The organism is Arthrobacter sp. NPDC056691 (assembly GCF_042791415.1).
In the GTDB taxonomy this organism is placed as follows: domain Bacteria; phylum Actinomycetota; class Actinomycetes; order Actinomycetales; family Micrococcaceae; genus Arthrobacter.
In genome coordinates this window covers 68,097-91,623 of the sequence record NZ_JBHTXX010000011.1, presented here as the reverse complement: position 1 = coordinate 91,623, position 23,527 = coordinate 68,097, and the positions used below count along the sequence as shown (strand labels likewise).

15 protein-coding genes and 1 pseudogene are annotated in these 23,527 nt (G+C 61.6%); 8 read left to right on the top strand and 8 right to left on the bottom strand.

Translation table 11 applies throughout. From position 1 onward, the window contains the following. The first annotated feature begins 468 nt into the window (after positions 1–468). Positions 469–978, top strand: coding sequence for a hypothetical protein (locus ACFRAU_RS11390; RefSeq protein WP_377999986.1), 510 nt, complete (start codon positions 469–471; stop codon positions 976–978). 80 nt (positions 979–1,058) lie between these two features. Here the strand turns inward: ACFRAU_RS11390 and ACFRAU_RS11385 are convergent, their stop codons facing one another. Beyond that, positions 1,059–3,770: a hypothetical protein gene (locus ACFRAU_RS11385; RefSeq protein WP_377999985.1), complete on the bottom strand. Its 2,712-nt coding sequence runs from the start codon at positions 3,768–3,770 to the stop codon at positions 1,059–1,061. 1,063 nt (positions 3,771–4,833) lie between these two features. On the opposite strand from ACFRAU_RS11385, the gene ACFRAU_RS11380 reads away from it, so the two are divergent. The 3 genes and pseudogenes from ACFRAU_RS11380 (at position 4,834) to ACFRAU_RS11370 (ending at position 9,179) form a co-directional block, all read left to right on the top strand. Further along, complete coding sequence (locus tag ACFRAU_RS11380; protein WP_377999984.1) at positions 4,834–7,797, top strand: RHS repeat domain-containing protein; 2,964 nt, start codon at positions 4,834–4,836, stop codon at positions 7,795–7,797. Positions 7,798–8,144: 347 nt separating this feature from the next. After that, positions 8,145–8,890 (top strand): annotated as a pseudogene (locus ACFRAU_RS11375) (integrase core domain-containing protein). A gap of 94 nt (positions 8,891–8,984) precedes the next feature. Then, positions 8,985–9,179: a hypothetical protein gene (locus ACFRAU_RS11370; protein ID WP_377995497.1), complete on the top strand. Its 195-nt coding sequence runs from the start codon at positions 8,985–8,987 to the stop codon at positions 9,177–9,179. A 242-nt stretch (positions 9,180–9,421) separates the two neighbouring features. On the opposite strand, the gene ACFRAU_RS11365 is transcribed toward ACFRAU_RS11370, so the two are convergent. The 7 genes from ACFRAU_RS11365 to chvE form a co-directional block, all read right to left on the bottom strand. Then, positions 9,422–10,861 carry a sugar porter family MFS transporter gene (locus tag ACFRAU_RS11365; protein ID WP_377999983.1) on the bottom strand — a complete coding sequence of 480 codons (1,440 nt, stop codon included), beginning with the start codon at positions 10,859–10,861 and terminating at the stop codon, positions 9,422–9,424. A gap of 366 nt (positions 10,862–11,227) precedes the next feature. Beyond that, positions 11,228–12,160, bottom strand: a complete 933-nt coding sequence (locus tag ACFRAU_RS11360; RefSeq protein WP_377999982.1) for a dioxygenase — start codon at positions 12,158–12,160, stop codon at positions 11,228–11,230. Between the two features lie 48 nt (positions 12,161–12,208). Continuing rightward, entirely contained in the window at positions 12,209–13,147 is a 939-nt protein-coding gene (locus ACFRAU_RS11355; RefSeq protein ID WP_377999981.1) for an aldo/keto reductase, read from the bottom strand. Between the two features lie 133 nt (positions 13,148–13,280). Beyond that, the gene (locus ACFRAU_RS11350; RefSeq protein ID WP_377999980.1) at positions 13,281–14,360 is read right to left on the bottom strand and encodes a maleylacetate reductase; all 1,080 of its coding nucleotides are present in this window, start codon (positions 14,358–14,360) and stop codon (positions 13,281–13,283) included. Positions 14,361–14,435: 75 nt separating this feature from the next. Continuing rightward, the gene (gene mmsB, locus ACFRAU_RS11345; RefSeq protein WP_377999979.1) at positions 14,436–15,677 is read right to left on the bottom strand and encodes a multiple monosaccharide ABC transporter permease; all 1,242 of its coding nucleotides are present in this window, start codon (positions 15,675–15,677) and stop codon (positions 14,436–14,438) included. Continuing rightward, on the bottom strand, positions 15,674–17,212 hold the full coding sequence (mmsA, locus tag ACFRAU_RS11340) for a multiple monosaccharide ABC transporter ATP-binding protein (protein ID WP_377999978.1): 1,539 nt from the start codon (positions 17,210–17,212) through the stop codon (positions 15,674–15,676). Before mmsA ends, mmsB begins: the two co-directional genes overlap by 4 nt. A gap of 72 nt (positions 17,213–17,284) precedes the next feature. After that, entirely contained in the window at positions 17,285–18,445 is a 1,161-nt protein-coding gene (gene chvE / locus ACFRAU_RS11335; protein ID WP_377999977.1) for a multiple monosaccharide ABC transporter substrate-binding protein, read from the bottom strand. 304 nt (positions 18,446–18,749) lie between these two features. Here chvE and ACFRAU_RS11330 point away from each other — a divergent pair, with 304 nt between their 5' ends. The 4 genes from ACFRAU_RS11330 to iolG all read left to right on the top strand — a co-directional run bounded on the left by ACFRAU_RS11330 (position 18,750) and on the right by iolG (position 23,525). Further along, positions 18,750–20,360: an IclR family transcriptional regulator gene (locus ACFRAU_RS11330; protein ID WP_377999976.1), complete on the top strand. Its 1,611-nt coding sequence runs from the start codon at positions 18,750–18,752 to the stop codon at positions 20,358–20,360. Positions 20,361–20,511: 151 nt separating this feature from the next. Beyond that, positions 20,512–21,594, top strand: a complete 1,083-nt coding sequence (locus ACFRAU_RS11325; RefSeq protein WP_377999975.1) for a Gfo/Idh/MocA family protein — start codon at positions 20,512–20,514, stop codon at positions 21,592–21,594. Continuing rightward, the gene (locus ACFRAU_RS11320; protein ID WP_377999974.1) at positions 21,591–22,475 is read left to right on the top strand and encodes a sugar phosphate isomerase/epimerase family protein; all 885 of its coding nucleotides are present in this window, start codon (positions 21,591–21,593) and stop codon (positions 22,473–22,475) included. Before ACFRAU_RS11325 ends, ACFRAU_RS11320 begins: the two co-directional genes overlap by 4 nt. 36 nt (positions 22,476–22,511) lie before the next feature. Next, on the top strand, positions 22,512–23,525 hold the full coding sequence (gene iolG, locus ACFRAU_RS11315; protein WP_377999973.1) for an inositol 2-dehydrogenase: 1,014 nt from the start codon (positions 22,512–22,514) through the stop codon (positions 23,523–23,525). The last annotated feature ends 2 nt before the right edge of the window (positions 23,526–23,527 follow it).

The following is a 23,527-nucleotide window of genomic DNA, read 5'->3' as shown; positions in this document are numbered from 1 at the left end:
CGCGGCAGGAACATTCCTATGGTGATCGTGACCATGATCACGGCCCGATGTGCGCAGAGGAACGCTATGGGGTGCGGGCTGCGCAAAGGCCCAGGCGCTGCCGCGGACGGGACGGCGCTTCCACCACAGCACGTAGCCCCAGATGGCCATGGCGATCAGGCCACCGGAACGTTTAGCAAGGAAAGATATTCTCTCAGGTCTCCAAGCCATACGCGTTCGCTATTCACCCGGAAGACTGCCGACTGTGCCTGAAGGAGAATGCCCGGCGATTTGCTGCTTCTGTGACCGGCAGTGGCAGGGTTCGGCTGCAAGTGTTGACTTAGAAGTCGGGACTCGGGCGAAGAGAAGCCTGTGATAGTGATTTTTGCCGGCTCCACACTGAGCGTGAAGTCTAGCCAATGCGTGGTCCTGAGCCCGTTAGTCTGTTCAGGAGAGCACAAGCGGGTGCCCACTGTCATTGAGGATGCCATGAACGACCAGAATTCTTTTGGAGCGATGCTTGCGATTATTTCCGCCGTTCGTGATGCTCGCATCGGTCCTGCCTTGATGGCGACCGTGGTGACCACCCGCAGCGGAGTCCTTCGAAGTGTGGCAACGGCGCGTGTTAGTTTGGGCGATCGGCTCTGGTCCCTGACTGACGAACATAGCGCGTCCGCCTTTCACCCGGAAAGCGGGTGGACCATCAGCCACAGCGACGGAGTCGTTGAGACATTGCCCAGAGAGCGTGACGATTGGATACCACCGCGATTGCGCCTGTTTTTCCCCCTTTCCCTCCCCATTTGGGGTGAGCAGATGGACAGTTGGAGGGTCATTGACGCTGAAGTGTCCGGAGGGGATGCGCATCTGCGCTTCCAGCACAAAGAAAATGCGGAATTTTTTGGCCAGGCAACCATCGACCTCGAATGGGGTATTGCGACGGAGTTCACGGAGCCGTGGGAGCGGACGACGCTTCAGGACATCAAGAGTCCCTGGCAATAGTTCCAAAAAAGCGTCGGGGTGTCATCCACAGTTGGATGTTCACCCCGACGCTTCTTCTCGTCCTGGCAAAGCCGAATCAGCTATGCCTCCCTGCCGTAGGGGTATTTACATGGGGCGGTGATGTAACACTGGAAGCGGGGGAGCTTGATGGTCCCGGCGACCTTGAAGACCCGCCCGGCGCTGCGGTCATTAATGGACATGTTGTACATTTCAGCGAAGAACTTTCCAGGCCCGTCTGTCTCAGGGAACTGTGTCTGAGTGAAGGATGTTCCAAACGAGAACGGTCTGAACACTAGGGTGTCCACATCCCTGTCCCACCAGAGGGGGATGCTTTCACGCATCCGCAGCGGAATGGTCACCGAGATTTGCCGCTTGTTCATCGACGTGTAGAAAACGTTGAAGGAGTGGCGCGTTTTTTGCAGGGAAATCCAGGTATTGAGCTTGATTGATGACTTCCAGATGACCACCTTTGCTGTCGTCATTTGGCCCCACCAGAGGGTGTCATTGGAGGAAGCTCGGTATTGGGAGTTGATCGTCGTGCTGAGTGGTTGCATTTCACCTGCTTGGGTGGTGGGTGATTCCGCGACGATCTCGGTATTAGTCAATTCAACTTGCGGGAGCAGTGCTGCCCGATCCTGTGCATCCAAGCCGGTAAGGTCGATCGGCTCTTCGGTCGGGCCTTCCTGAACCACCTCGGCGACAGAGTCCCCTGAGTCATCAGCTACGGCAACCGTGACCAGGTCAGCCACGCAGGTAAATCCGATGGATCGATCTGCGTCTTCAGCGACCGCGTCTTGGATTGATTCCTGTGAAGCAAGGTCGCTCGCGGTGTCCTCGCAGTTTGTGGAGGGCGCTGGTTGGTCTTCGCTGGTGTATTTTGCGGAGGTTGTGAAGCTGTAGACATTGCTGGTGCGTGTTATGAGGTCTTGTCTGCCCTCGACCCGGCCGGTGGCTGTCGCCGTCCAGTAGTAGGTGGTGCCAGGTGCGAGCAGTCCATCTGCTACCGGCATGTCTCTTGTGGTCCCGTTGGAGGTTTGGATCGGGTTTGATTGCCCGTCTGGATTGGTCGTCAGGGCAAAGACCAGGGTGCCGTCGTCGGGGAACGAACCATAGTAGGGGGCGTAGTCGAGAGTCGGCGGAAAATCCGTGGTGGACCCGTTAGCCAGGGAGGTGCCCCAGCGGGATGTTGACCAGTTACCAACGGCGAACTCGTAGGTGGTCATGACCTGTTCCCCGATATGTGTTGTTGTTTCAGCGCTGATGACATGTTCACCGGTGTGCGCCGGGACCGCAATTGCGGGGCTAATGGAGGATCTAGCCGGCACCGAGTAAAGACCGTAGGAGGTGCCGTCATAGGCAACGGAAACGCTCAGTGGCGAGCCGTAGGGGTTCGTGGCCGCCAAGGTGCAATCGACCATCGTCGGTGTCGTTCCTTCCGTCCAACTTGCGCCGACGAACGGGGTGGGGCAGGAAAACGCAACGGTGGGCATTTTGGTGTACCAGCCGTTGAGGTCAAGGATGTAGTCCACGGTGTCGGTTGAGACGTTGTGGATCTTGATTGCGTTGTCCGAGCCCACCGGGATGGTGGCCAAGTTAGTGGTAAGAGCACCTGCCGTTCCCTTGTTGAAGGTTAGCGTGGCGACGTTGGTCGGTTCGGTTGTGCCGGATGCATAGGCACGGGCGTAGCCGCCGGCAGTGCCACTATCGATCACAATCAAGTTCGCCACGATGGCCGAGAGTCCGTTGTCGGCCGATGGTATATCGTTTGTTCCCCCGACAGGGATCGTCACTGTAGCGCCTGGTGCCACGTGGCCCGTGGCGCGTGTGTCATAGATCTTCGCCACGGCCGGAGTGAATACCCCTGCATCGGAGCTGCTACCGCCAGGCGTGAAGTAGCCTTCTACGTCCATCAGCAAGTCGATCGTATTGCCGGTTGACAGGTACACCTTGATCGTGCCGTCTGCGGCCAGTGGGACGATCGCACCGATGGACGTGAATGGGCTTCCGTCGAAATTCAGGGACGTTCCTGGCCGGGAGGTCGCGCTTGTGGCGTATGGATTGAAATAGCCTGCAGTGGTGTTGGCGTTGTTGACTTGGAAGTTTACGAATGCGGCCTTCGCGCCAGCAGGAACGCTGGCTGTGCCGGTGACCTGAATGGTAGAAGTGCTGCCGCCGGTTAGTTTTGCCTTGGGCAGTCCCACACCATTGACGGTGTCCACCGTTCGGGTTTGTTTGACTGGCGAGTATCCACCCGCAGCAGTCACCCCATTGCCGGCAGTGTAGTAACCCTGCACGTCCACCATGACATTGGCCGTCGTGGTGGCCTGAATCTGAATCTGTCCGACGTCGGACACCATCACGATCGCACTGTTCGAGGTATAAGGGCTGGCGTCATAGCGCATCACGCCGGTCATCGCGCCATCGGCAGGGCCAGCTGACATCTGTCCGGCCGCTGTCGGGGCCACCGCGGTCATCGTGACCAGCACGGCCGACACCCCTTCGGCCGGGATCCCGGCTGCACCAGTGGCCTGAACCGTCCGCGGCGTATAGGGAGCCAGCGGTTCCTTTGACACGCCCGTCCCCGTTCTGGAATCGACCAGCCGTCCCTGCGTAGGAACGAATAACCCTGCTGTGCCTACGGTCGCTGCGCGTGCGGGGGTAGCCGAGAAAAGAGGTGGTATCAGTGCCGCCAGCATGACCATGACGATTACCAAGGACATCAAGCCAGCTATTCCGCCGGCAGAAAAACGTAGACGCCACCGCCCGATGGCGGTCAGAACAAAAGAGTGCATGAAAAATCCCCCCTGACGCACCCCCAGGTGCGTCTGAACCACAATCACAAGACCAAAACGGCAGCAAACCCACTGCCTGACTGCAGTTCTCGGATGAAGAATCCAAGCCAACTGAGCTAAGGAGAAAGATAATCCATGGAATGGAAATTGCCCTAAATAGCACAGCTTACTGAGTGTTTACTGGAAAAACGTTAGTCCTCCGTTCAAGATCCTGCGGAGAAAATGCGGATAACCTGCGTTTTCCCCGCCTTTGCAAGACATGAGCGCCATCGACGGGTCATGCAAGTCGTGGCACCGCAAGGGATTGCCGGCCCCAGCCTTTTCCAAGATTTGGCATCAGGCTTAGGGAGGATAAGCGGCCGGCAACGGGCCTCAAATCCCGCTTGTGTGGCGAAAGCGGGAAAGCCCTGGACGACGAGGCTTACGAAATTGTCGCGGGCATGACTCGCTTGTCACGCCTTTGTCTCACCTAGCCGAACAGCATCCCTCGTCCCGATCAAAAGCGTGTTCTTTCGTTTACTCCGGACGGCGCAACCGACCTTTTTCACACCCTCGAATATGTGCAGTTATCAGGTCATTCAGCACAGCAAAACCAGACAAACAACTGCCGGCAAACATCCGCAATCATCAGCATGCTTTTTTGTCATGTGACTACTGCCCCGGCTGGCTCGGCCACTATGTTTTCCGCCTCGGAGTAAAAAATAAATGGTTGCTGGGTATTGATTTGCGTGAACGCTGCCACTCATGCTTCTGCTGTGCTCAAGGGGGAGCACGAAGTCGCTCGCTGGGGAGCGTATAGAAATGGGGGCGCAGCATGGCTGCACAACGATCTCTTTTGTCATGTCTCGTTTTATCCGCCGTGGTTTTAACCGGGGTGTCTGTTCCGGCGCGGGCCCAAACACCAACATTCGCGCAAGCCGCGGCTGTTTTGCCGACGACGCTGGCGCCGGCAGTAGCGGAACCGATGAACCTTGCGGTGGCGCAGAGCTTGCCGCTGGATGATGACAATCCGCCCGCTACGGGGCCAAACGGAATCCTCTCGGGGTCAAGGAAGGCTGCCGGAATGGTCGGCCGCGACCTGACGGACAGGATGAAGCTGGCGTGGAACCCGACCACCGGGAACGTCCTGGTTACGGGGAAGCTGCTGCATCTGGCCGGTAACGACCGGGGCATTGATTTGTCCTGGCGGTACAACAGCATCAACGATGACCGACCGACCCTCTCGGAAGGCACCAGCGAATCTGCGGTGACCGTCGGGGCGGACAACTCGGTCACTTACACGGCCCCTGATGGGGGAACGTACAAGTTCGTGCCGAAATCCGGCGGCGGCTGGACCTCCCCGCCCGGTGTGAATGCCACCGTCACGGCTTTGAGCCCCACGGCCGTGACCTTGCGGTTCAACGACAACGGGTACAACAACTTCTACGAGAACGTTGGCGGCGTTTACCGGCTGGCGTTTGCCAGCGACCGGTACAGCGCGACCGCCAACCGGATGGCCTACGCCTACGACACCGACGGCCGGCTGGAAACCATCACGCTGGCCAACGGACGGCAGGTTCTCTTCGAATACAACGACGCGGACAACACCGGCCAGCCATCCAAGATCACCGACCAGACCCTAAACCGGGTCATCAGCATCGATTACGACAGCAACGGCCGTATGCAGGACCTCACCGACGCTGCAGGCGAACACACCGGGTTCGATTACTCCTCCGGGCTGGTCGATCAGATCACCGACGGGCGCGGCAACACAACCGAACTGACGTACGCCAACGGCAAAGCGTCCAAGATCCGGTACGCCGCCAACACGACTGATCCGACCGTCCACACCCTCGCGGCCGTAGACGCCACGACGTCGACCCTGACCGACACCGATAACCGGGTGACAACGTACAAGTTCAACGCCTCCCGGCAGATCACCTCGATTACTGACCCGCTCGGCCACGTCACCGGCAAGACCTTCAACACCCACGATGACCAGCTCACCCAAGTAGATGCCCTGAACCAAACCACGACGGCGACATTCAATCCGAACAACACGCTGGCAAACATCACCTCCCCGATCGGCGGGACCGGCCCGGGCAAACAGGTCGCCTACACCTACCCTGCCTCCACCTCAGCGGAGACGTATCTGGAATTCCAGCCAACATCCTCCAGCGACAGTGAAGGGAACGTCACCAGCTACACCTACGACAGCGTCCTGAACAGGCCGTACCAGACCATCACACCGGGAGGGGCTGCCGGGTCGGGCACCCTGGTCAACCGGTACCAGGGGGACGCCGCGGCCACGACGTGCGGGGCCCTGCGCGGTCAACTCTGCAAGACCATTGACGGCAAGGGCAACACCACGTCCATTACCTACGACGCCACGTACAACCCTGCCACCATCACGCGGCCAGCCCCGCTCGGGGTCATCACCAACACCTTCGATGCCGCCGGCCGGATCGCAACCAGGAAGGACGGAAAGAACCAGACCGCGACCTACGTCTACGACGGGAACGACCGGCTGCTGCAGACCCGCATCGGCGCGACCTGCGTTCCCGCTACCTGCGTGACCAACACCTACGATGACAACGGAAACCTGGTCACCAGGGTTGATGGTTCCGGCACCACCACCAACGTCTACGACGAACAGAACCGCCCGACGTCCAAGACCATCGGCGGCGTCACGACCACGTTGGCCTTCGACCACAATTCCAACGTCACTAGTTTCACCGACCCGACCGGAACGGTGGGCTACCGCTATGACGATGCCAGTCGGCTCACCGCCCTGGCTGAACCCGGAGGCTCCTGCCCGGCCACACTGGTCTTTCCGAACAGCACCGGATGCACCGGCTTCACCTACGACAACAACGACCGGCGCATCGCTACGCAGTATCCGAACGGGGTGAAGAACGCCACCGTTTTCGACAATGCGGGACGGATCAAGTCCATCACCGCAACCAATACCTCCGCAGCCGTCCTGGCCAGTCGGGCCTACACCTACACTGCCCATTCCACCACGCTTCGCGAAGGAGCTCTGAGGAAGACCATGACCACCGACACCGGCGAGGTCACTACCTACGGCTATGACGCCGTACGGCGGTTGACGTCGGCAGTGACCGGTGCGATCACCGAAAACTGGACCTACGACCTGAACGGCAACCGGACTTCAAGGATCAAGACCGGGGCCACCACCGTCAACTACGCCTACAACGCGGCCGACCAACTCTGCTGGACCTCCACAGGAACCGGCACATGCGCCGCACCGCCCGTCGGTGCGACCACCTACACCTACGACGCCAACGGCAACCAAACCAAGGGCGGCACACCCACCAGCACTTGGAACACCTTCGACCAGCTCGCAACCCACAACACGACCAATTTCACCTACGCCGGATCGAGCAACACCGAACGGCTCACCTCCGGGGCGACATCCTTCTTGAACGGATCCCTCGGCATCACCCAGCAAACCAACGCTGGCTCCACCACCTCGTTTATCCGTGACCCGCAGGGTACCCTGATCAGCATGCGCACAGGCGGGGCGAGCTTCTACTACACGGCCGACGCTATCGGCTCCACAATCCTGCTCACCGATACCGCTCAAGCGAAGGCGGCCACGTACCTCTACGACTCCTGGGGCAACACCACCACCCAAACCGGCACTCAAGCCCCAGTCAACCCGTGGCGGTTCGCCGGCGGCTACAAAGACGACGCCACCGGCTACACCAAATTCGGAGCACGCTACTACGCCCCCGGCATCGGCCGCTTCAACCAACCCGATCCCTCAGGACGAGAAGCCAACCGCTACGCCTATGTCAGCTGCAACCCCATCAACGCAACTGACCCCAGTGGACTTAGTGCCGGGGGCTGTTTCGGAGCTATTGCTGGATTTGTCGGCGCCTACGGACTTTTCGTGGTGTCCGTCATTGGAGCAACGGTGGGAACAGCAACGGCCCCACCCGTGGGGGCCATCGGCTGGTGGGGAGCAGCATTCGCCTTCAGTGTCGCCATCGGTGCTGGTACTGCAGCAGATGAGGCGTGTTGAACATGGTGTGGTTGAAAAAATACGGCTTGATAGCCCTTTTTACCCTGCTTGGTTTTATCTCATTCCTAATCGGACTTTACAGCCAGAACCTCGTCCTCATATTCACGGGTGGATCCACCACCGTCCTCGGTTGTCTGATGGTCCTAGTCGTATGGAGGAACGCTAGGCGTAAAACAAGCAGGTGAAGGCCCTCGGAACCAATCATTAGTCAGAGGGCTCAGCGAAGTCGAGGAGCTAGCTGTATTGTCCCGGCAGGTTGATGACACGGGGATTGATTTGACGCAATAAGAGGACCTCCGGGTGTTGTGTGGTGCTTGTCGAGAGCGAACACAAACCAGGAGGTCCTCGTGTCCCACCGTAACGCGTTTTTAGCTCACTCGGGGCGTTTGCAGCTGGCCCGGTGCATCGTGGTTGATGGATGGCCGTTGCGGCGGGCCGCGGAAAGATTCCACGTTTCCGTCCCGACTGCCGCGCGCTGGTCGGGCCGCTACCGGGAGCTGCCTGGCCGGGCGAGATGATCCACGTGGACATCAAGAAACTCGGCAGGATCCCCAACGCAGGCGGGCACCGGGTGCACGGCCGGGTACACGGCGAAGCCAACTCCCGGGCCCGGAACCTGGCCGAAGGCCGGGGCAGGGACCGCGGCCAGGTCCGGGGCTACACGTTCCCGCACCACGCAGTGGATGATCATTCCCGGTTCGTCTACTCCGAAATCCTGCCCGACGAAACCAAGGAGACCGCCTCCGCGTTCATGCGCAACGCCATCGCCGCGTTTGCCGCTCAAGGCGTCAAAGTCCAGAGGGTACTCACGGACAACGGCTCCTGCTACCGCTCCCGTGCCTTCGCCGCTGTCCTGGCCGAGTCCGGGATCACGCACAAGCGCACCCGGCCCTACAGGCCCCAAACCAACGGCAAAGTAGAGCGTTTCAACCGCATCCTCCAGGAAGAATGGGCCTATGCCAGGGCCTACGGCTCAGAAGCAGAACGTCAGGCCTGTTACCAGGACTTCGTCGACTACTACAATCACCGCAGGCCCCACACTCCCCTCAAAGGCGCCTCACCAGCCAGCCGCGTCACCAACCAACCGGGTTAGTACAGCTAGCTGGCCGGGGGATGTATCGGGGTGCCGTCGTGGCTGTCTGTGGTCGGGGGATCGGTAAAGGTGCAGGATTCGGTTGGCTAGGGGCATGAACGACGTCTACATCATCAGTCTGGCTTCAGGCCTGTTCGTTGGCATGGCAATCCTGCTGACAGCCTTTTTTCGACGCAAAAAGAGTGAATACCTCGACGAACCAAAACATCGGGCGTTTTTGATAGGCGCGTTCCTGTTCTTCGGAGTTGCATTCGTCTGTACGATGCTGCTAATTTTCAGCAACCTCTAACCAGCGATGTTGCTGCAGGGCGCCGAGTCCTACCTTCGTCGCTCTTCACGCACGTTTTCCGGAGAAGACGCGCGGGCCGCTGCCTTACATGGTGCAGATTACAACGCCCACCGTGGTGTCAGATTGAGGTCTAAGAGCTTCTCGCGACCATGTCAGAGAAAGAAGATCGGGTTCTATTCTGACGGCCCTGGCCCACTCACCTGACGTCAGGTTGAGGTGTAGCTTGCTCTGACTGGCAGCGCCTATTTGATCTGCGGCGCAGATTCCGCTTTGAAGGATTCTTCGAACTCTTCGAGGCTACGGCCTTGGGTTTCGGGCAGGTACTTGGCGGTGAAGGCGATGGCAAAGAACCCGATTACTGCGAACACGAGGAAAGTTCCAAATCCCATTACTGCCACCAGCGGCGGGAACACTAGGGCGACTGCCGCGTTGGTCAGCCACAGAACCAGAACCGACGCGCCGATCATTAGTCCGCGCATGCGGAGGGGGAAGATTTCGGAGATCATGAGCCAGGCCAGCGGACCGATGGTTGCCTGCATCATGGCGATGAACATGAGGATGAACGCTAAAAGGATCCAAGGGCGGATCAGGTTGTCTTCCGGCAGTAGGATGCCGACCATGCCGACGCCGATGTGGGCTGTGGTGGTGCCAATGAATCCTGTGATCATCATGCTGCGTCGGCTGACGCGGTTGATGATGTAGAGCGCAACGATCATGGGCAGTACTGATGCGACGCCGTTGAGTACGTTGAAGCTGAGGGCGGCGTTACGGTCAAAGCCCGCTTGTTCTAAGACCTGGGTGCCGTAATACATCATCGAGTTGATGCCTGTGAGTTGTTGGAAGATACCGATGCCGAAGCCGATGAAGAGTAGGCGTCGCGTCCAAGGCGCTGTGAGGACCTCTTTCCAGGACCCGAGGTGCTCCAATCGCTCCTCTTCGGCCAGTTCATGGACTTCCGCCATTTCTGCGGCGGCGCGTTCAGGGGAGCGCATGGTTCTCAAAACTGTATGGGCTTCAGAGTCCCGTCCCTGAGAAACCAGCCAGCGGGGGCTTTCGGGCATGCGAAGCATTCCGAAGAAGAGCACGAATGCAGGTAGTGCCGCTACTGAAAGCATGTAGCGCCATACGTCGGGATTACTGCCAAACGTGTTGCCGATGATTGCGTTGATCAGGAAGGCGAGGAATTGGCCTGTTACGATCATGAGCTCGTTACGCGAAACGAGGCTGCCTCGTTTTTCGAAAGGTGCGACTTCGGCCAGGTACACGGGGACGGTTACGGATGCGCCGCCCACTGCCAGGCCGAGGACGAATCTGAAGGCGAGCAGGACGTCAAAGCTCGGTGAAAATACGGAGCCGGAGGTTCCTATGAAAAAGAGGACGGCGAGGGCAAGGATGAAGCCGCGGCGGCCGTATCGGTCGGAGATTCGCCCGCCAACGAAGGCTCCGGTTGCAGCGCCGATGAGCAGGATAAAGGTGATCAGCCCTTCTTCCCAGGGCGTGATGTTGAAGTAGCTGCTCATGAAAGATAGTGCGCCGTTGAGCACGCCGGTGTCGTAGCCGAAGAGAAGGCCCCCGAAGGTCGCGATGACGGCTACCGTCCCGAGACGTTTGTTGTAGCTTCCCTGCCCCAGTGGCGGCAGGTGTCTGCTGCGCTTTTGAGGGATAGTGTCGAGATGTGCCATTTCAGCGCTCCTTAGAGTGCAGTCAGATAAACAAGTTGGTAGGGGTTTGTCGCTCGGCCGTGCAGCGTTCAGCGCATGCCGGGCCACCGCAAGAAGGCAGTCCAAAGGGATGTTCACGCTGCCCGAGACCCCGCCTACCCGGCCGGAGGACGACACTGTTGGTAGTGTTTGGCAGCCCCGCACACCGGTACCGGTCACTAGACATGCAGCCGAACGCCCGGAACGACACAGGCCACAGCTTTCATGGTCGGAGATGGCGTTGCCGGGCGTTCAAGGGCCGCAGCCGCGCCCCGTTAGTGGTTCGCTACATCGGTTACTTCAGCGGGGTATTGAGAACGCAGCTGCGGCAGCAGGCAGGGTTGGAGCCTAGTCCGCGGCCGGTGGCAGGACGATGTCGAAGCGTGTGCGCGCCCAGGTACGCCCGCCGAGTTCGCGCCCGTCGGGTGTGGGGGTTCCGGCATCCTGCTGGACGAAGTCCTTAATGAGGGATTCCTTGACGCCGAACACGGTGTCGTATTTCAGCAGTTCGTCCCCGCGGACGAAGATGTGGGTGACCAGTGTCCTCAGTCCGGGTTTGGTGACCATGAAGTGCAGGTGGGAAGCGCGCATGGGCGAACGTCCTACGGCTTCAAGCATTTTGCCGACTGGTCCGTCGTGGGGGATGGGGTACGGGGTGGGGGTCAGACCCCAGAAGCGGTACTTTCCGTCTTCGTCGCTGTAGAGGTGGGCCCGGCCGGAGACGCGCTCGTCGTCGTACTGCACGTCGTAGAAGCCGTCTTCGTCTGCTTCCCAGACTTCGATTCGGGCGTTGGGGACCGGATTTCCGTTTGTGTCTTTGACGCTTCCTTCGATCCAGCAGGGTTCACCCGGCGCGGCTCCGGCGATGTCCCCGCCGTTCTCGATCTGGGGGGCGTCATCTACGAAGAAGGGGCCGAAAACGGTGGCTTCGGTTGCGTCACCATGGGCTTCGTTGTTGACGTTGATGGTCTGCATTGAGGCACCAAAGACGTCGGAGAGCAGGATGAATTCCTGTCGGCGGTCATCGGTGATGTGGCCGACGGCGGTAAGGAACTCAATGGCTTTGTTCCATTCGGCTTCAGTGAGCCGAACGTCGCGGATGAAGTTGTGCAGGTGGGAGACGAGTGACTGCATCAGTTGCTTCAGCCGCGGGTCCTGGCAGTCATCGAAGGAGCGCAGCACGTTGCGGACCAGTTGTTCCTCAACGTGCTGTTGTGCCTCAGACACGTACTGGTTGCCGGGAACGATCTCGGTTTCGGGGACGCGGGTCTGCTGGGTCATTGTCGTTTCCTCGCTGTTGTTTGTGGTGTCTGGTGTGCGCGCAGGGACTCAGAGTTGCGATGCCTCGTCGAGCAGCTGCAGATCCCTGGTGGTCAACTGGATCTGCATTGATTCAACGAGGGGCGCGAGTTGGTCGGTCGTGCGGGCGCTGGCGATGGGGGCTGCGACACCGTTCTGCGCTGCGAGCCATGCCAGGGCGATGGAAGCAGGCTGGGTGGAGTGCTCCCCGGCTACGCACTTGACCGCGTCGATGACTTTGCGGCCGTGGGCGTTGAGGTACTTCGCCGCGTCGGGGGCGCGAGGGCTTTCGATTTCCTCGCCGTCGTCGTATTTTCCGGTCAGGAAGCCATGGGCGAGGGAGTAGTAGGGCACAACGGCCAGACCATGGCTCCGCGCGAGCGGGAGGATATCGGCTTCGATTCCTCGTTCGACGAGGTTGTATTGGGGCTCGATGACTACGGGCGCGTGAAAGGCTTCGCGGGCGGTGATGTCGAGCCATTCCTGGATTCGTTCCGCGGTGTAGTTTGAGATGCCGATGGAGCGAATCTTTCCCTGATCGACGAGTTCGGACAGCGTCGCGATGCTCTCGACGAGGGGTATTGAGGGGTCATCGAAGTGCGCGTAGTAGATGTCAACCGCGTCGAGGTCGAGGCGGGTGAGCGAGGCGTCGATCGCAGCCCGGATCGTTTCGGGGGCCATGCCGGCGAATTGCGGGTGGTGACTTACCTTGGTGGCGATGACGAGGTCGTCGCGGTCGGACCTGCCGGCCAGCCATTTGCCGATGATCGTTTCCGATTCCCCGCCGGTGTTGCCCTCGGCCCAGAATGAGTAGGAGTCTGCGGTGTCCAGGAAGTTCCCACCGGCCGCAACGTAGCCGTCGAGGACGGCGTGCGATGTTTCGGTGTCGGCGGTCCAGCCGAAGACGTTCGTGCCGAGTGCGAGTGGGGATACAGCGATTCCTGGGGCGATGGCCCGCTTGGCGACCAAGGTCTGCCTCCTAGTTGTTTTCTAATGTGTGGTCGGGTGTGGAGTAGGACCCTCCTGGGGTGTACCCGTGAGGGAGGGTCCTACTCCGCGAGGTGCCACGCCCTCACCTGATGGCAGGGCGTGAACTTTTTGGCTAGAAGGTGGGGTTGGCGGTCGGCGGCTTGCCGGCCCATGCCGCGTGCAGGATGCCGCGGACATCGTCGAAGGTGATGGGGCGGGGGTTGCCGTAGGAGCGGCTGGTTGCTTCTTCGGCGATGCGGTCGATGTCTTCTTCCTTCATGCCCAGCTCGGCCAGGGAGCGGGGGGCATTCAGTTCGCCGGCGATCTGCCACAGCCTCTCGGCGGGATCGGCAGCGCCACCGAGTGCCCGGGACAGGGCACCGGTCGCTTCGGGAGCGGCGGGCTGGTTGAAGGCCAGGGCGTGGGGGAGGACGACGGTGTGGGTTTGGGCATGCGGCAGGTTGAGGGTTCCTCCCAGTGCGTGGCAGAGCTTGTGATGCAGCGACATGGTGGTGGCGCCCAGGCAAGCACCGCACAGCCACGATCCGTAGAGGGCGTTGCTGCGGGCTTCGGGGTCGGAGCTGTCAGCCACGATGGCGGGCAGCGCTGCGGCGAGGGCCCTGACGCCTTCTTCGGCCATCAGCGAGATGATCGGCGTTGCGTCCGGGGCATAGAGGGCTTCGACGGCATGCGCGATGGCGTTGATACCGCTGGTCACGGACATGGCGGCCGGCAGGGTCGCGGTGAGCGTGGGGTCGTAGACGACGCTGCGGGGCAGAACCCGGGGGTCCTTGCCGGTTTCCTTGCGTCCGTCGGTCGTCAGGCCCCACACGGGCGTCATTTCCGAGCCGGCGTACGTAGTGGGGACGGCAACGATCGGCAGGCCGTGCTTGAGGGCGATGGCTTTGCCGAGACCGATCGCTGAGCCGCCGCCAACGGCGACGCAGCCATCGGCGCCGACGCGGGAGGCCTCGTCGCTGGCCCGCTGTGCAACTTCGTTGGGGACGTGCATGACGGCTTCCGGGAGAACTCCGACGCACCGCTCACCCAGGGCCTCAGCAACCCGGTTGCCGGTGTCTTCCTGTTCCGGGGAGCAAAGGACCAAAATGCGCTTGAGTCCGATCTGGTCAAGTTCTTCAGGCAGTGCCGCGAGGGAGTCGACGCCGAAGCGCACCCGCATGGGGAGGGCTTCGTATACGAACTGCTGGGTCATCAGGTGTACTCCTTTTTGAAGGGGTGTTGTCCGCGTAATAGTTCATTCACGCGGGGTTTCTTGGTGCGGGAAGGGTTAGCGGGAACCGGCGCGGCGCTTGTTGTAGATGTCGAAGGCGACGGCCAGCATCAGGACAAGGCCCTTGACGACCGACTGGACGGACTGGTCGATGCCCATCAGCTGCATGCCGTTGCTCATGACGGCCATGATGAGGCCGCCGGCCATGGCTCCGACGACTTTTCCGACGCCGCCGGTGACGGCCGCGCCGCCGATAAAGGCTGCGGCGATCGCGTCCAGTTCAAACATGTTGCCGGCGCCGGGCTGGGCCCCGTTTGAGCGGGAGGAGAAGACGATGCCGGCCACCGCGGAGAGGAAGCCCATGTTGACGAAGATCCAGAAGTTGACAGTGCGGACCTTCACCCCTGACAGGGCGGCTGCGACGACGTTGCCGCCGATGGCATAGACCTGGCGGCCGAAGACGCTGCGCTGCATGAGGACGCTGTAGACCATGATGAGGATGGCCAGCATGATCAGCACGAGCGGCATGCCGCGGGCGATGGCGAGCTGCCAGGCGAAGATCATGACTGCGATGGCGATGACGAGGATTTTGGCGATGAACAGCGGGAATGACGGGACGAGCTGGTTGTAGCTGATCAGGGTCTTGCGGGTCCGGAACTGGTTGAAGGCGTAGCCGATCACGGCGACGGCGAAGATGAGGAGTGTGAAGACGTCGTAGCCCTGGCCGCCGAGAAGGCCGTTGAGGAAGCCGGAGGCGATCAGCCCGTAGTCAGCCGGGAAGGGGGAGAGCGAGACGTTGTTGAGCACTACCAGGGTCAGGCCGCGGAAGAGGAGCATGCCGGCGAGGGTGACGATGAACGCCGGGATCCCGACGTAGGCGACCCAGTAGCCGTGCCAGGCGCCAATGGCGAGGCCGGTGGCAAGGGCGGCGACAACGCCGACCCACCACGGCTGGCCGAGCTGGATCACGACGACCGCGGAGATCGCACCGGTCAGTGCGACGACGGAGCCTACTGACAGGTCGATGTGCCCGGCGATGATCACGATGACCATGCCGATGGCCAGGATCAGGATGTAGGAGTACTGCAGGACGATGTTGGTGATGTTTCCGGGCCCGAGTGAGGCGCCGCCGGTGAGGCCGGCGAATAGGGCCACGATCGCTACGAGTGCGACGTAGATGCCGCTGGTGCGCAGGTTGCGGGTGAACAGCTCGCGGATTTCGCTGGTACCGGTATTGACGACCGCTGCTGCGGCCGGCGCATCTTTCCTTTGGGATCCCCGGGGGGCGGTCACGGTCATGCTGTCAGTTCCTTCTCTTTGGTCATGAGTGTCATGAGGCGTTCCTCGGAGGCTTCGGCCTTGGGCAGCTGCCCGGTGATTCTGCCTGCGGAAAGCGCGTAGATGCGGTCGCAGGTGCCGAGCAGTTCGAGCAGGTCCGAGGAAATAACCACGACTGCCTTTCCGGCGTCCACGAAGCTGTTGATCAGGGTGTAGATTTCGTATTTCGCGCCGACATCAATGCCGCGGGTGGGTTCGTCCAGGATCAGTACCTCGGGGTCGGTGAGCAACCATTTCGAGAGGACGACCTTCTGCTGGTTTCCGCCGGAGAGTTTGCCGACGATCGATTTCACGTTGGGTGCCTTGATGTTCATCGATTTCATCGCGAACTCGGCCGCGCGAGCCTCTTCGTGGTGGTTAACGAAGCCCCAGCTGGCCAGTTTGCCCAGTGCTGCCGCTGAGATGTTCCGCGCGATGTCATCGATGAGGTTGAGGCCGAAGGCCTTGCGGTCTTCGGTGGCGTAGGCAATCCGGGCCTCGATGGCTGCGGCGACAGACCGGGTGTGAATTTCCTTGCCGTGCATGAAAATTTTGCCTGAGACGAACTTGCCGTAGGAGCGGCCAAAGAGGCTCATCATCAGTTCGGTGCGTCCGGCGCCCATGAGCCCGGCGACGCCGATGACTTCCCCGGCGCGGACTTCGAAGCTCGCACCGTCAACGACCAGGCGGTCCTGGGTGGGGTGCTTGACAGTCCAGTCCTCCACCCGGAGAACGACCTCGCCCGGGTTCGAATCACGGTCGGGGTAAAACGCTTCGAGGTCCCTGCCGACCATCCCGCGGATAATGCGGTCGACGTTCACGTCCGGGTCCGCCATGTCCAGGGTTTCCACGGTCTTGCCGTCCCGGATAACGGTGGTGTGGTCGGCGATTGCTTCGATCTCGTTGAGTTTGTGGGAAATGATGATCGAGGTGATGCCGCGGTCACGAAGGGCGCGGACCAGGTCGAGCAGGTGGGCGGAGTCGTTGTCGTTGAGCGCCGCGGTCGGCTCGTCGAGGATGAGCAGCTGCACTTCCTTGGACAGGGCTTTGGCGATTTCGACCAGCTGCTGCTTGCCGACGCCTAGCTGGCCCACCGGGGTGGTGGGCTCCTCCCGCAGACCAACAGAGGCGAGGAGTTCGGCGGCCTCGGCGTTCGTCTTGTGCCAGTCGATCAGCCCGGATGCTCCGCGGCGTTCGTTGCCCAGGAAGATGTTCTCGGCGATCGACAGGTGCGGCACGAGGGCCAGTTCCTGGTGGATGATCACGATGCCGGCGTGCTCTGAGTCCCGGATGCCGGAGAAGGAACATGTCTGTCCCTTGTAGAGGATGTCACCACCGTAGCTTCCGGCGGGATAGACGCCGGAGAGGACTTTCATGAGGGTGGACTTCCCTGCGCCGTTCTCGCCGCAGATGGCGTGGACCTCTCCGCGTTCCACGGCCAGCGAAACACCGGATAGCGCCTTTACGCCGGGGAAGGTCTTGGTGATGGATTGCATTTCCAGGATGTGGTCGGCCATTGGCCCGCCGTCCTATCGGTCTTGTAGGGGAGAAGGGGCGGGAGGGGCACTGTGTGCCCCTCCCGGGGGTGCTTACTTAAGGCGGCCGGCTGCGACCTCTTCCGAGGTGTAGTAGCCGGAATCGATCAGAGCCGTCTTGATGTTGTCCTTGTAGATCGGCTGGATCGGTACCAGGAACGATGGGACAATCTTGGATCCGTTGTTGTAGGACTTGGTGTCGTTGACTTCGGGGTCTTTCCCGGCCAGCAGGTCCTGGGATGCCTTGACGGCCTGCGCGGCCAGGGCGCGGGTGTCCTTGAACACGGTGGAGAACTGCACACCGTCATTGACGAACTTCACGGAAGCAACCTCGGCGTCCTGACCGGTCGTGACAGGCATCGGCTTGGGCTTTGAGGACAGGGTGGGCCCATAACCGGCGTTTTTCAGCGAGGTGATAACGCCGCGGGCGACGCTGTCATTAGGCGTGAGGACACCGTCGAGCTTGGCCGCTCCGCCACCGTAGCTGGCAGTCAGCAGGTTATCCATGCGCTCCTGCGCCTTCTGCTGCGACCAATTCTCGGTTGCCACCTGGGAAAGCTTGTTCTGCCCCGACTTCACCACGAGGGTGCCGTTATCGATGTACTTCTGCAAAACCGACATGCCGCCGTTGAAGACGAAGGTCGCGTTGTTGTCATCCAGCGATCCACCGAACAGCTCAATGTTGAACGGGCCCTTGGCGGACCCCTCAGAGCCGTCCTTGTTCAGCACACCCAGCCCGATCAGCAGTGACGTAGCCTGCTGCGCGCCGACCTTGAAGTTGTCGAAAGTGACATAAACGTCGACGTCAGCGCTGTTCCGGACGAACCGGTCGTAGGAGACGATCGGGATGTTCGCCCCTGCAGCCTGCTGCAGCTGCGGTGCCAACGCCGTTCCATCCAGCGGAGCCAGGATCAGCAGGTCCGCTCCCTTGGTCAGCATCTGGTCCACCTGCTGCTGCTGGGTGGGGATGTCGTTGTTCGCGTACTGCAGGTCCACCTGATAGCCGACCTTCTCCAGGCCTTCCTTGATGGCCTTACCGTCGGTGATCCACCGCTCCTCGTCCTGGCTCGGCAGCGAAACCCCGATGCGGGTGTCGGCGGGAGCCTGTGTCCCACCGCCGCCCCCGTTGCCGCTGCCTGCACCCCCGCCTGCACATCCGGCAAGTACCAGTGACGTGGCTGCTGTTGCAGCGAACAGGAAAATCTTCTTAAACACCGTTCTCCTCCTTTGGAGAGCCGCGTGACGCTGAAGGCGTCAGTTCTGCGTCGGCATGACCGCCGCGCCTGAAATTTAGATGTGATTGCGAGCACTTGGTGTCGTACAATGGACACTATGTTCGCACAGTACCAGCTCTTGAGGCTAGTGGTGTTCCAAATTACATTTGCGTGCACCACGAGCCTGGCCTCCCGGGCGCTTAGCGGGGCGGACAACCTTGGCTGAAATAGTCATGTGCAGCGCATCTTCGCGAGGGTAGTTACGCGATGCTAGAGGCCCCTGCGGGCCAGGAAAGAGGCGTTTGGTGAACACCATTCAGCTGTTGAAAAAGGCCAGTCAGGTGGTCGATGAACTGGCGCGGATCGGCCATTCAACGCCGGCGGAGTTGGCCAAGGTCGTGTCCGAGCCGCGGCCAACCGTCTACCGGATCGTCGGTGCACTTGAGCAGGAAAGGCTCGTCCGCCCCAGTGGTGACGGCAGGCTGGAGCTGGGCACCGGGATACTCAAACTCGGTGACGCGGCGGCCGACGCCCTTATTGACCGTGCCGAGCTGCGCGAACAGCTGCGCTGGATCCGCGGACAGCTGGGCATGAGCCCCTACTTCTGCGTTCTCCGCGAAAACGGGGCCGTGTGCCTGGATCACATCCAGGGCGCAGACGTCGACCTGCATGAGCTTGCCCCTGGACGCGCGCTTCCACTCTACGCCGGGGCCGCGTCGCAGGCCCTTCTGGCCTTCGGTGCCCCCGAGTTCCGGGAGAGCGTATTGGCCTCCGGCCCGTATCCCGCTATTGCTTCGCAGACACCGCTCACCGGAGAGCATCTGAGGCAAAGAGTTGAGCAGACGGCTAAGCGTAGGTGGAGCGTTGACGACAGCGAAGTCATCGAAGGCGTCGCCTCCATCTCCGTTCCGGTCTTCCGGCAGGATGGCAGCCTGCTGGGAGCCATCTCTGTCGCAGGCCTCCGGGCAACAGTCCTCGGCCACGAGGATGCGGCACGGCGAGTCCTGGACGGCGCCGCTCAGGCCATCGCCGCCTCCATGGCCCAGGAAGACCCCAACGACGGAAAAGAAGCCCCCCGGCTCGACCCCCCGGAAGGATCCGAGCGGGACTCCCCCCGGGCTCCAGCCGTCATCGCCAAAGCCTCGGCACTAATGTCGGCCCTGGCAGAGGAACGCATCGCCACATCCACGCGCCTGACCGAGCTGCTCGAGGAGCCTGCCAGTTCCATTTATCGGATGCTGGCCACCCTCGCCGAAGCCGGATGGGTCGAACAGATCGGTCATCGCGGCGCATACCGCGTGGGGAGCAAAATGATCGCCCTTTCCGGCGACCTCACGCGACGTCTCGATATCCGCCGGGCCGCCGCCCCCATCCTCCGTGAAATCCACGACGCAACCGGGGAAACAACCTTCTTGTGCATCCGCCGCGGCACCCGCGCGGTCTGCATCGAACGCATCGACGGCATCCGGGTCAATAGCAGGGTCCTCAAACTGGGGGAGTCACTTCCCCTGCACGTCGGCGCCGCACCCCGTGCACTGCTCGCGTTCGAAGACAGGACCTCCTGGGACGAATACGCCGCTATCGTCGCCAGCAGCGGCGAACCCTGGCGCGACGTCCGCTCCCGCTCGGAGTTCTACTCCGGGCTCGAGCACATCCGTGACCAAGGCTTCGTGATCAGCGACAACAACGTCACTCCCGGCATCGCAGCCATCGGGGCACCCATCTTCGACCATCGCGGCCAGGTCGCAGCATCGCTGTCCATCAGCGGACTCCGTGAAGGCATTCTGAACCGGCCGGCAGGCGAAGAACCCATCGTCGAGCTCCTCCTGCGGGGAACCAGGGCCTTGTCGGACTACCTCGGTGCACCCCGCGCAGAGTCAAAGAAAGATGCCGACGTGTCACAGGTCATAGCTTGACCGCAGCCGCGCCGCCGTGAAATGCTTTGGACATGCTGTCCGCTAGGTGACACTAACTACTAGATCTTATTGATCCGGCCGAGCATTGCTGCCCGCCCCATCAAGATCCACCAAACGCACCGATAGGTGCTCAGTCGAAGGAGACCATGCGTTGGAACCGATTGTCGTAGGACTTCTGGGAATCACACACCCGCACGCGTCCGCCCGGGTCCGCGCCCTGCGCGAAATTGAAGGGGTGGAAGTGGTTGCGGCCGCGGACGACGACCCGCGCCTGCAGTACTTCACGGATAAGTACGACGTGGAGCCCCGCAGCATTGACGAGCTGCTTCAGGACGAGCGCATCAACGCTGTCATGGTCCACTCCAAGAGCAAAGACATGGTCCCGCACGCCCTGCGGGCGCTGGCTGCCGGCAAGTCCGTTGTGGTGGAAAAGCCCGGCGGCGGAACCGTTGAAGACCTGGTTCAGCTGGCCGAGGCGGAAGCCAAAGCCGCTCCCGGACTGGTGGTGCAGGTTGGCTACAACGTGCGCCTTGCCCAGTCCATCGCAGAAGCCAAGAAGCTCATCGAAGCTGGCGTCATCGGTGACGTGGTTTCCGTCTCGGCCCGTGGTGCCGCCCTCGTCGGGGAGCACCTTACCGCGCATCTGAACCAGCCGGCGGACATGGGCGGCGCCCTCTGGATCATCGGTTGCCATATGCTTGACTCCCTGGTCCACATGTTCGGAGCACCCGACACGGTGAATGCCCGCGTCCACAAGTCCGGCCGGCTTTCCGACGAGTCGAGCCGGGAAGATTCCGCTGCGGTCCTGCTGAACTACCAGGACAAGTCCGTGACCTTCAGCTTCGACGGACACGACCACCTTGAGTGGTTCGAAAGCTCCAGGATCTCTGTCTACGGAACCGGCGGCATGCTTGAAATCGGCATCCTGCCCCAGAAGCTGCGCGTCTACGTGGACCAGGACCGTGCCGGCTGGCGCGCCGGCTGGACCGAGTGGACCCAAAGCCACTTCACCCCGCCCTTCGCCAGGACCGAACTGAACAAATTCTCTGAACTGCCCGAACTGGAAAACATCAGCAACTTTCATCCTGAAATGCGCGGCTGGATCGACAGTATCCGCACCGGCGCCCCGGTCGTCGCCCCGGTCGCCGATGCCCTGGCCGTCGCCCGGATCGTCGACGCCTGCTACCGCTCGGAGAAGGAACAGGGAGCATCCATGGAGGTCGAGACCGCATGACCAACGAAACCACCCCAGCCCCGCAGCTGATAGCAACCTGCTGGGTGAGCGCCGGCGATACCGCCCCCGGGCGCCCGGACGAAACCAGCCCCATCCCGATCACGGAGCGCATCAACCTCATCGCGCAGACCGGATGGTCAGGCATCGGACTGGTACACCACGATCTGCTGCACGCACGTCGCGCAATCGGCTACCCCGAGCTGGGACGCATGATCCGCGAGGCAGGAATCGGCATCATCGAAGTCGAATTCCTCAACGGCTGGTGGGCCACCGGCGCCGAGCGGGCCGAGTCCGACACCCAGCGCGCAGAGCTGTTCGAAGCCGCCAAGGCCCTGGGCGCCAGCCACATCAAGGTCGGCGCCGGCATGACAGATAAACCGCTGCCGCTGTCGACAATGGCCAGCGCATTCTCAGACCTGGCAGACGAAGCCGCCGAATCCGGCATCCGGCTCGCCCTCGAAGCAACACCGTTCTCGCACCTGCGCACGGCACAGGAAGCGGTCGAAGTCGTCACCCACTCCGACAGCCCCGCCGCGGGCCTCATGATCGACATCTGGCACACCCACCGGTCCGGGCTCTCCCACGACGACCTCTGGGACGTCGTACCCATGGACCGGGTCTTCGCCGTGGAAATCGACGACGGCTACAAGGACGTCGTGGGCACCATCTTCGAAGACACCATCAACAACCGCGCCTACTGCGGTGAAGGCGACTTCGACACCCGCACCTTCATCCAACGAACACTGGACGCCGGCTACAAGGGCCCTTGGGGAGTGGAGATCATCTCCGCCGAACACCGCAGCCTGCCCGTCGCCGAAGGCCTCAAGCGCGCCTACGAAACAGCAATCAACTGCTTCCCCGGCGTAACCCTCACACGCTAAGTGATCTCTTCTCCATTTCCTGAAAGGCCACACCCCATGTCGAACGACAACCGCCTGCGCCTGGCACTTTTCGGCTCGGGCCGCATCGGGCAGGTACACGCCCGCAACATCGCCGCCCACCCGGGCGTCGATCTGGTCCTGATCGCCGACCCCTTCATCGACGGCGCACGCCGCCTGGCCGAAAGCACCGGCGCCCGCGCCGTGCAGGACCCTGAAGAGGTCTTCGCGGACACCAGCCTCGACGGAGTCATCATCGGCTCTCCCACCAGCACCCACGTGGACCTTATCTCCCGTTCGGTTGCCCACGGCCTCGCTGTCCTCTGCGAAAAGCCCATCGACCTCGACATCGACACCGTCCTGACCTGCCGTGAGCAGATCAAGGATTCCACCGTCCCGATCATGCTCGGATTCAACCGCCGCTTCGATCCGTCCTTCGCCGCCGTCCGCACCCGGGTCGAAGCCGGTGAAATCGGCAAGCTCGAACAGCTCACCATCACAAGCCGCGACCCCGAACCGGCCCCGCGCGACTACATCGCCGGGTCGGGCGGCATCTTCCGCGACATGACCATCCACGACCTGGACATGGCACGCTCCTTCGTCCCGAACATCGTCGAGGTCTCCGCCGTGGCATCCAACGTCTTCAGCAAAGACATCGCCGAACTCAACGACTTTGACTCTGCAGTCGTGACCCTCCGCGGCCGCGACGGTGAACTGATCACCATCACCAACTCCCGCCACTGCGCCTTCGGCTACGACCAGCGGCTGGAAGCCTTCGGCCCGCAGGGAATGCTCTCCGCCGGCAACGTCGCCCCTACAACCGTGCGCAAGTCCGGCGCCGCAGGGACAGAAGAATCGGATGCCTACCTGCCGTTCTTCCTCGAACGCTACCCCCAGGCCTACTACGCGGAACTCGACGCCTTCGTCCAGTCCATCCGCACAGGAGCGCCCACCTCTCCAAACTTCGCCGATGGAGTGTCAGCACTCGTCCTGGCCAACGCGGCAGCCGAATCGGCCGCCACCGGCAAGACCGTGAGCGTCGTCGAGTTCTAACC

Bases quoted from the DNA above. Each gene is read 5' to 3' on its own strand.
- ACFRAU_RS11390 (WP_377999986.1), top strand. From the start codon at position 469: ATGAACGACCAGAATTCTTTTGGAGCGATGCTTGCGATTATTTCCGCC.
- ACFRAU_RS11360 (WP_377999982.1), bottom strand. From the start codon at position 12,160: ATGACCCAGCAGACCCGCGTCCCCGAAACCGAGATCGTTCCCGGCAAC.
- iolG (WP_377999973.1), top strand. From the start codon at position 22,512: ATGTCGAACGACAACCGCCTGCGCCTGGCACTTTTCGGCTCGGGCCGC.
- mmsB (WP_377999979.1), bottom strand. From the start codon at position 15,677: ATGACCGTGACCGCCCCCCGGGGATCCCAAAGGAAAGATGCGCCGGCC.
- ACFRAU_RS11365 (WP_377999983.1), bottom strand. From the start codon at position 10,861: ATGGCACATCTCGACACTATCCCTCAAAAGCGCAGCAGACACCTGCCG.
- ACFRAU_RS11320 (WP_377999974.1), top strand. From the start codon at position 21,591: ATGACCAACGAAACCACCCCAGCCCCGCAGCTGATAGCAACCTGCTGG.
- ACFRAU_RS11370 (WP_377995497.1), top strand. From the start codon at position 8,985: ATGAACGACGTCTACATCATCAGTCTGGCTTCAGGCCTGTTCGTTGGC.
- mmsA (WP_377999978.1), bottom strand. From the start codon at position 17,212: ATGGCCGACCACATCCTGGAAATGCAATCCATCACCAAGACCTTCCCC.
- ACFRAU_RS11385 (WP_377999985.1), bottom strand. From the start codon at position 3,770: ATGCACTCTTTTGTTCTGACCGCCATCGGGCGGTGGCGTCTACGTTTT.
- ACFRAU_RS11380 (WP_377999984.1), top strand. From the start codon at position 4,834: ATGGTCGGCCGCGACCTGACGGACAGGATGAAGCTGGCGTGGAACCCG.
- ACFRAU_RS11350 (WP_377999980.1), bottom strand. From the start codon at position 14,360: ATGACCCAGCAGTTCGTATACGAAGCCCTCCCCATGCGGGTGCGCTTC.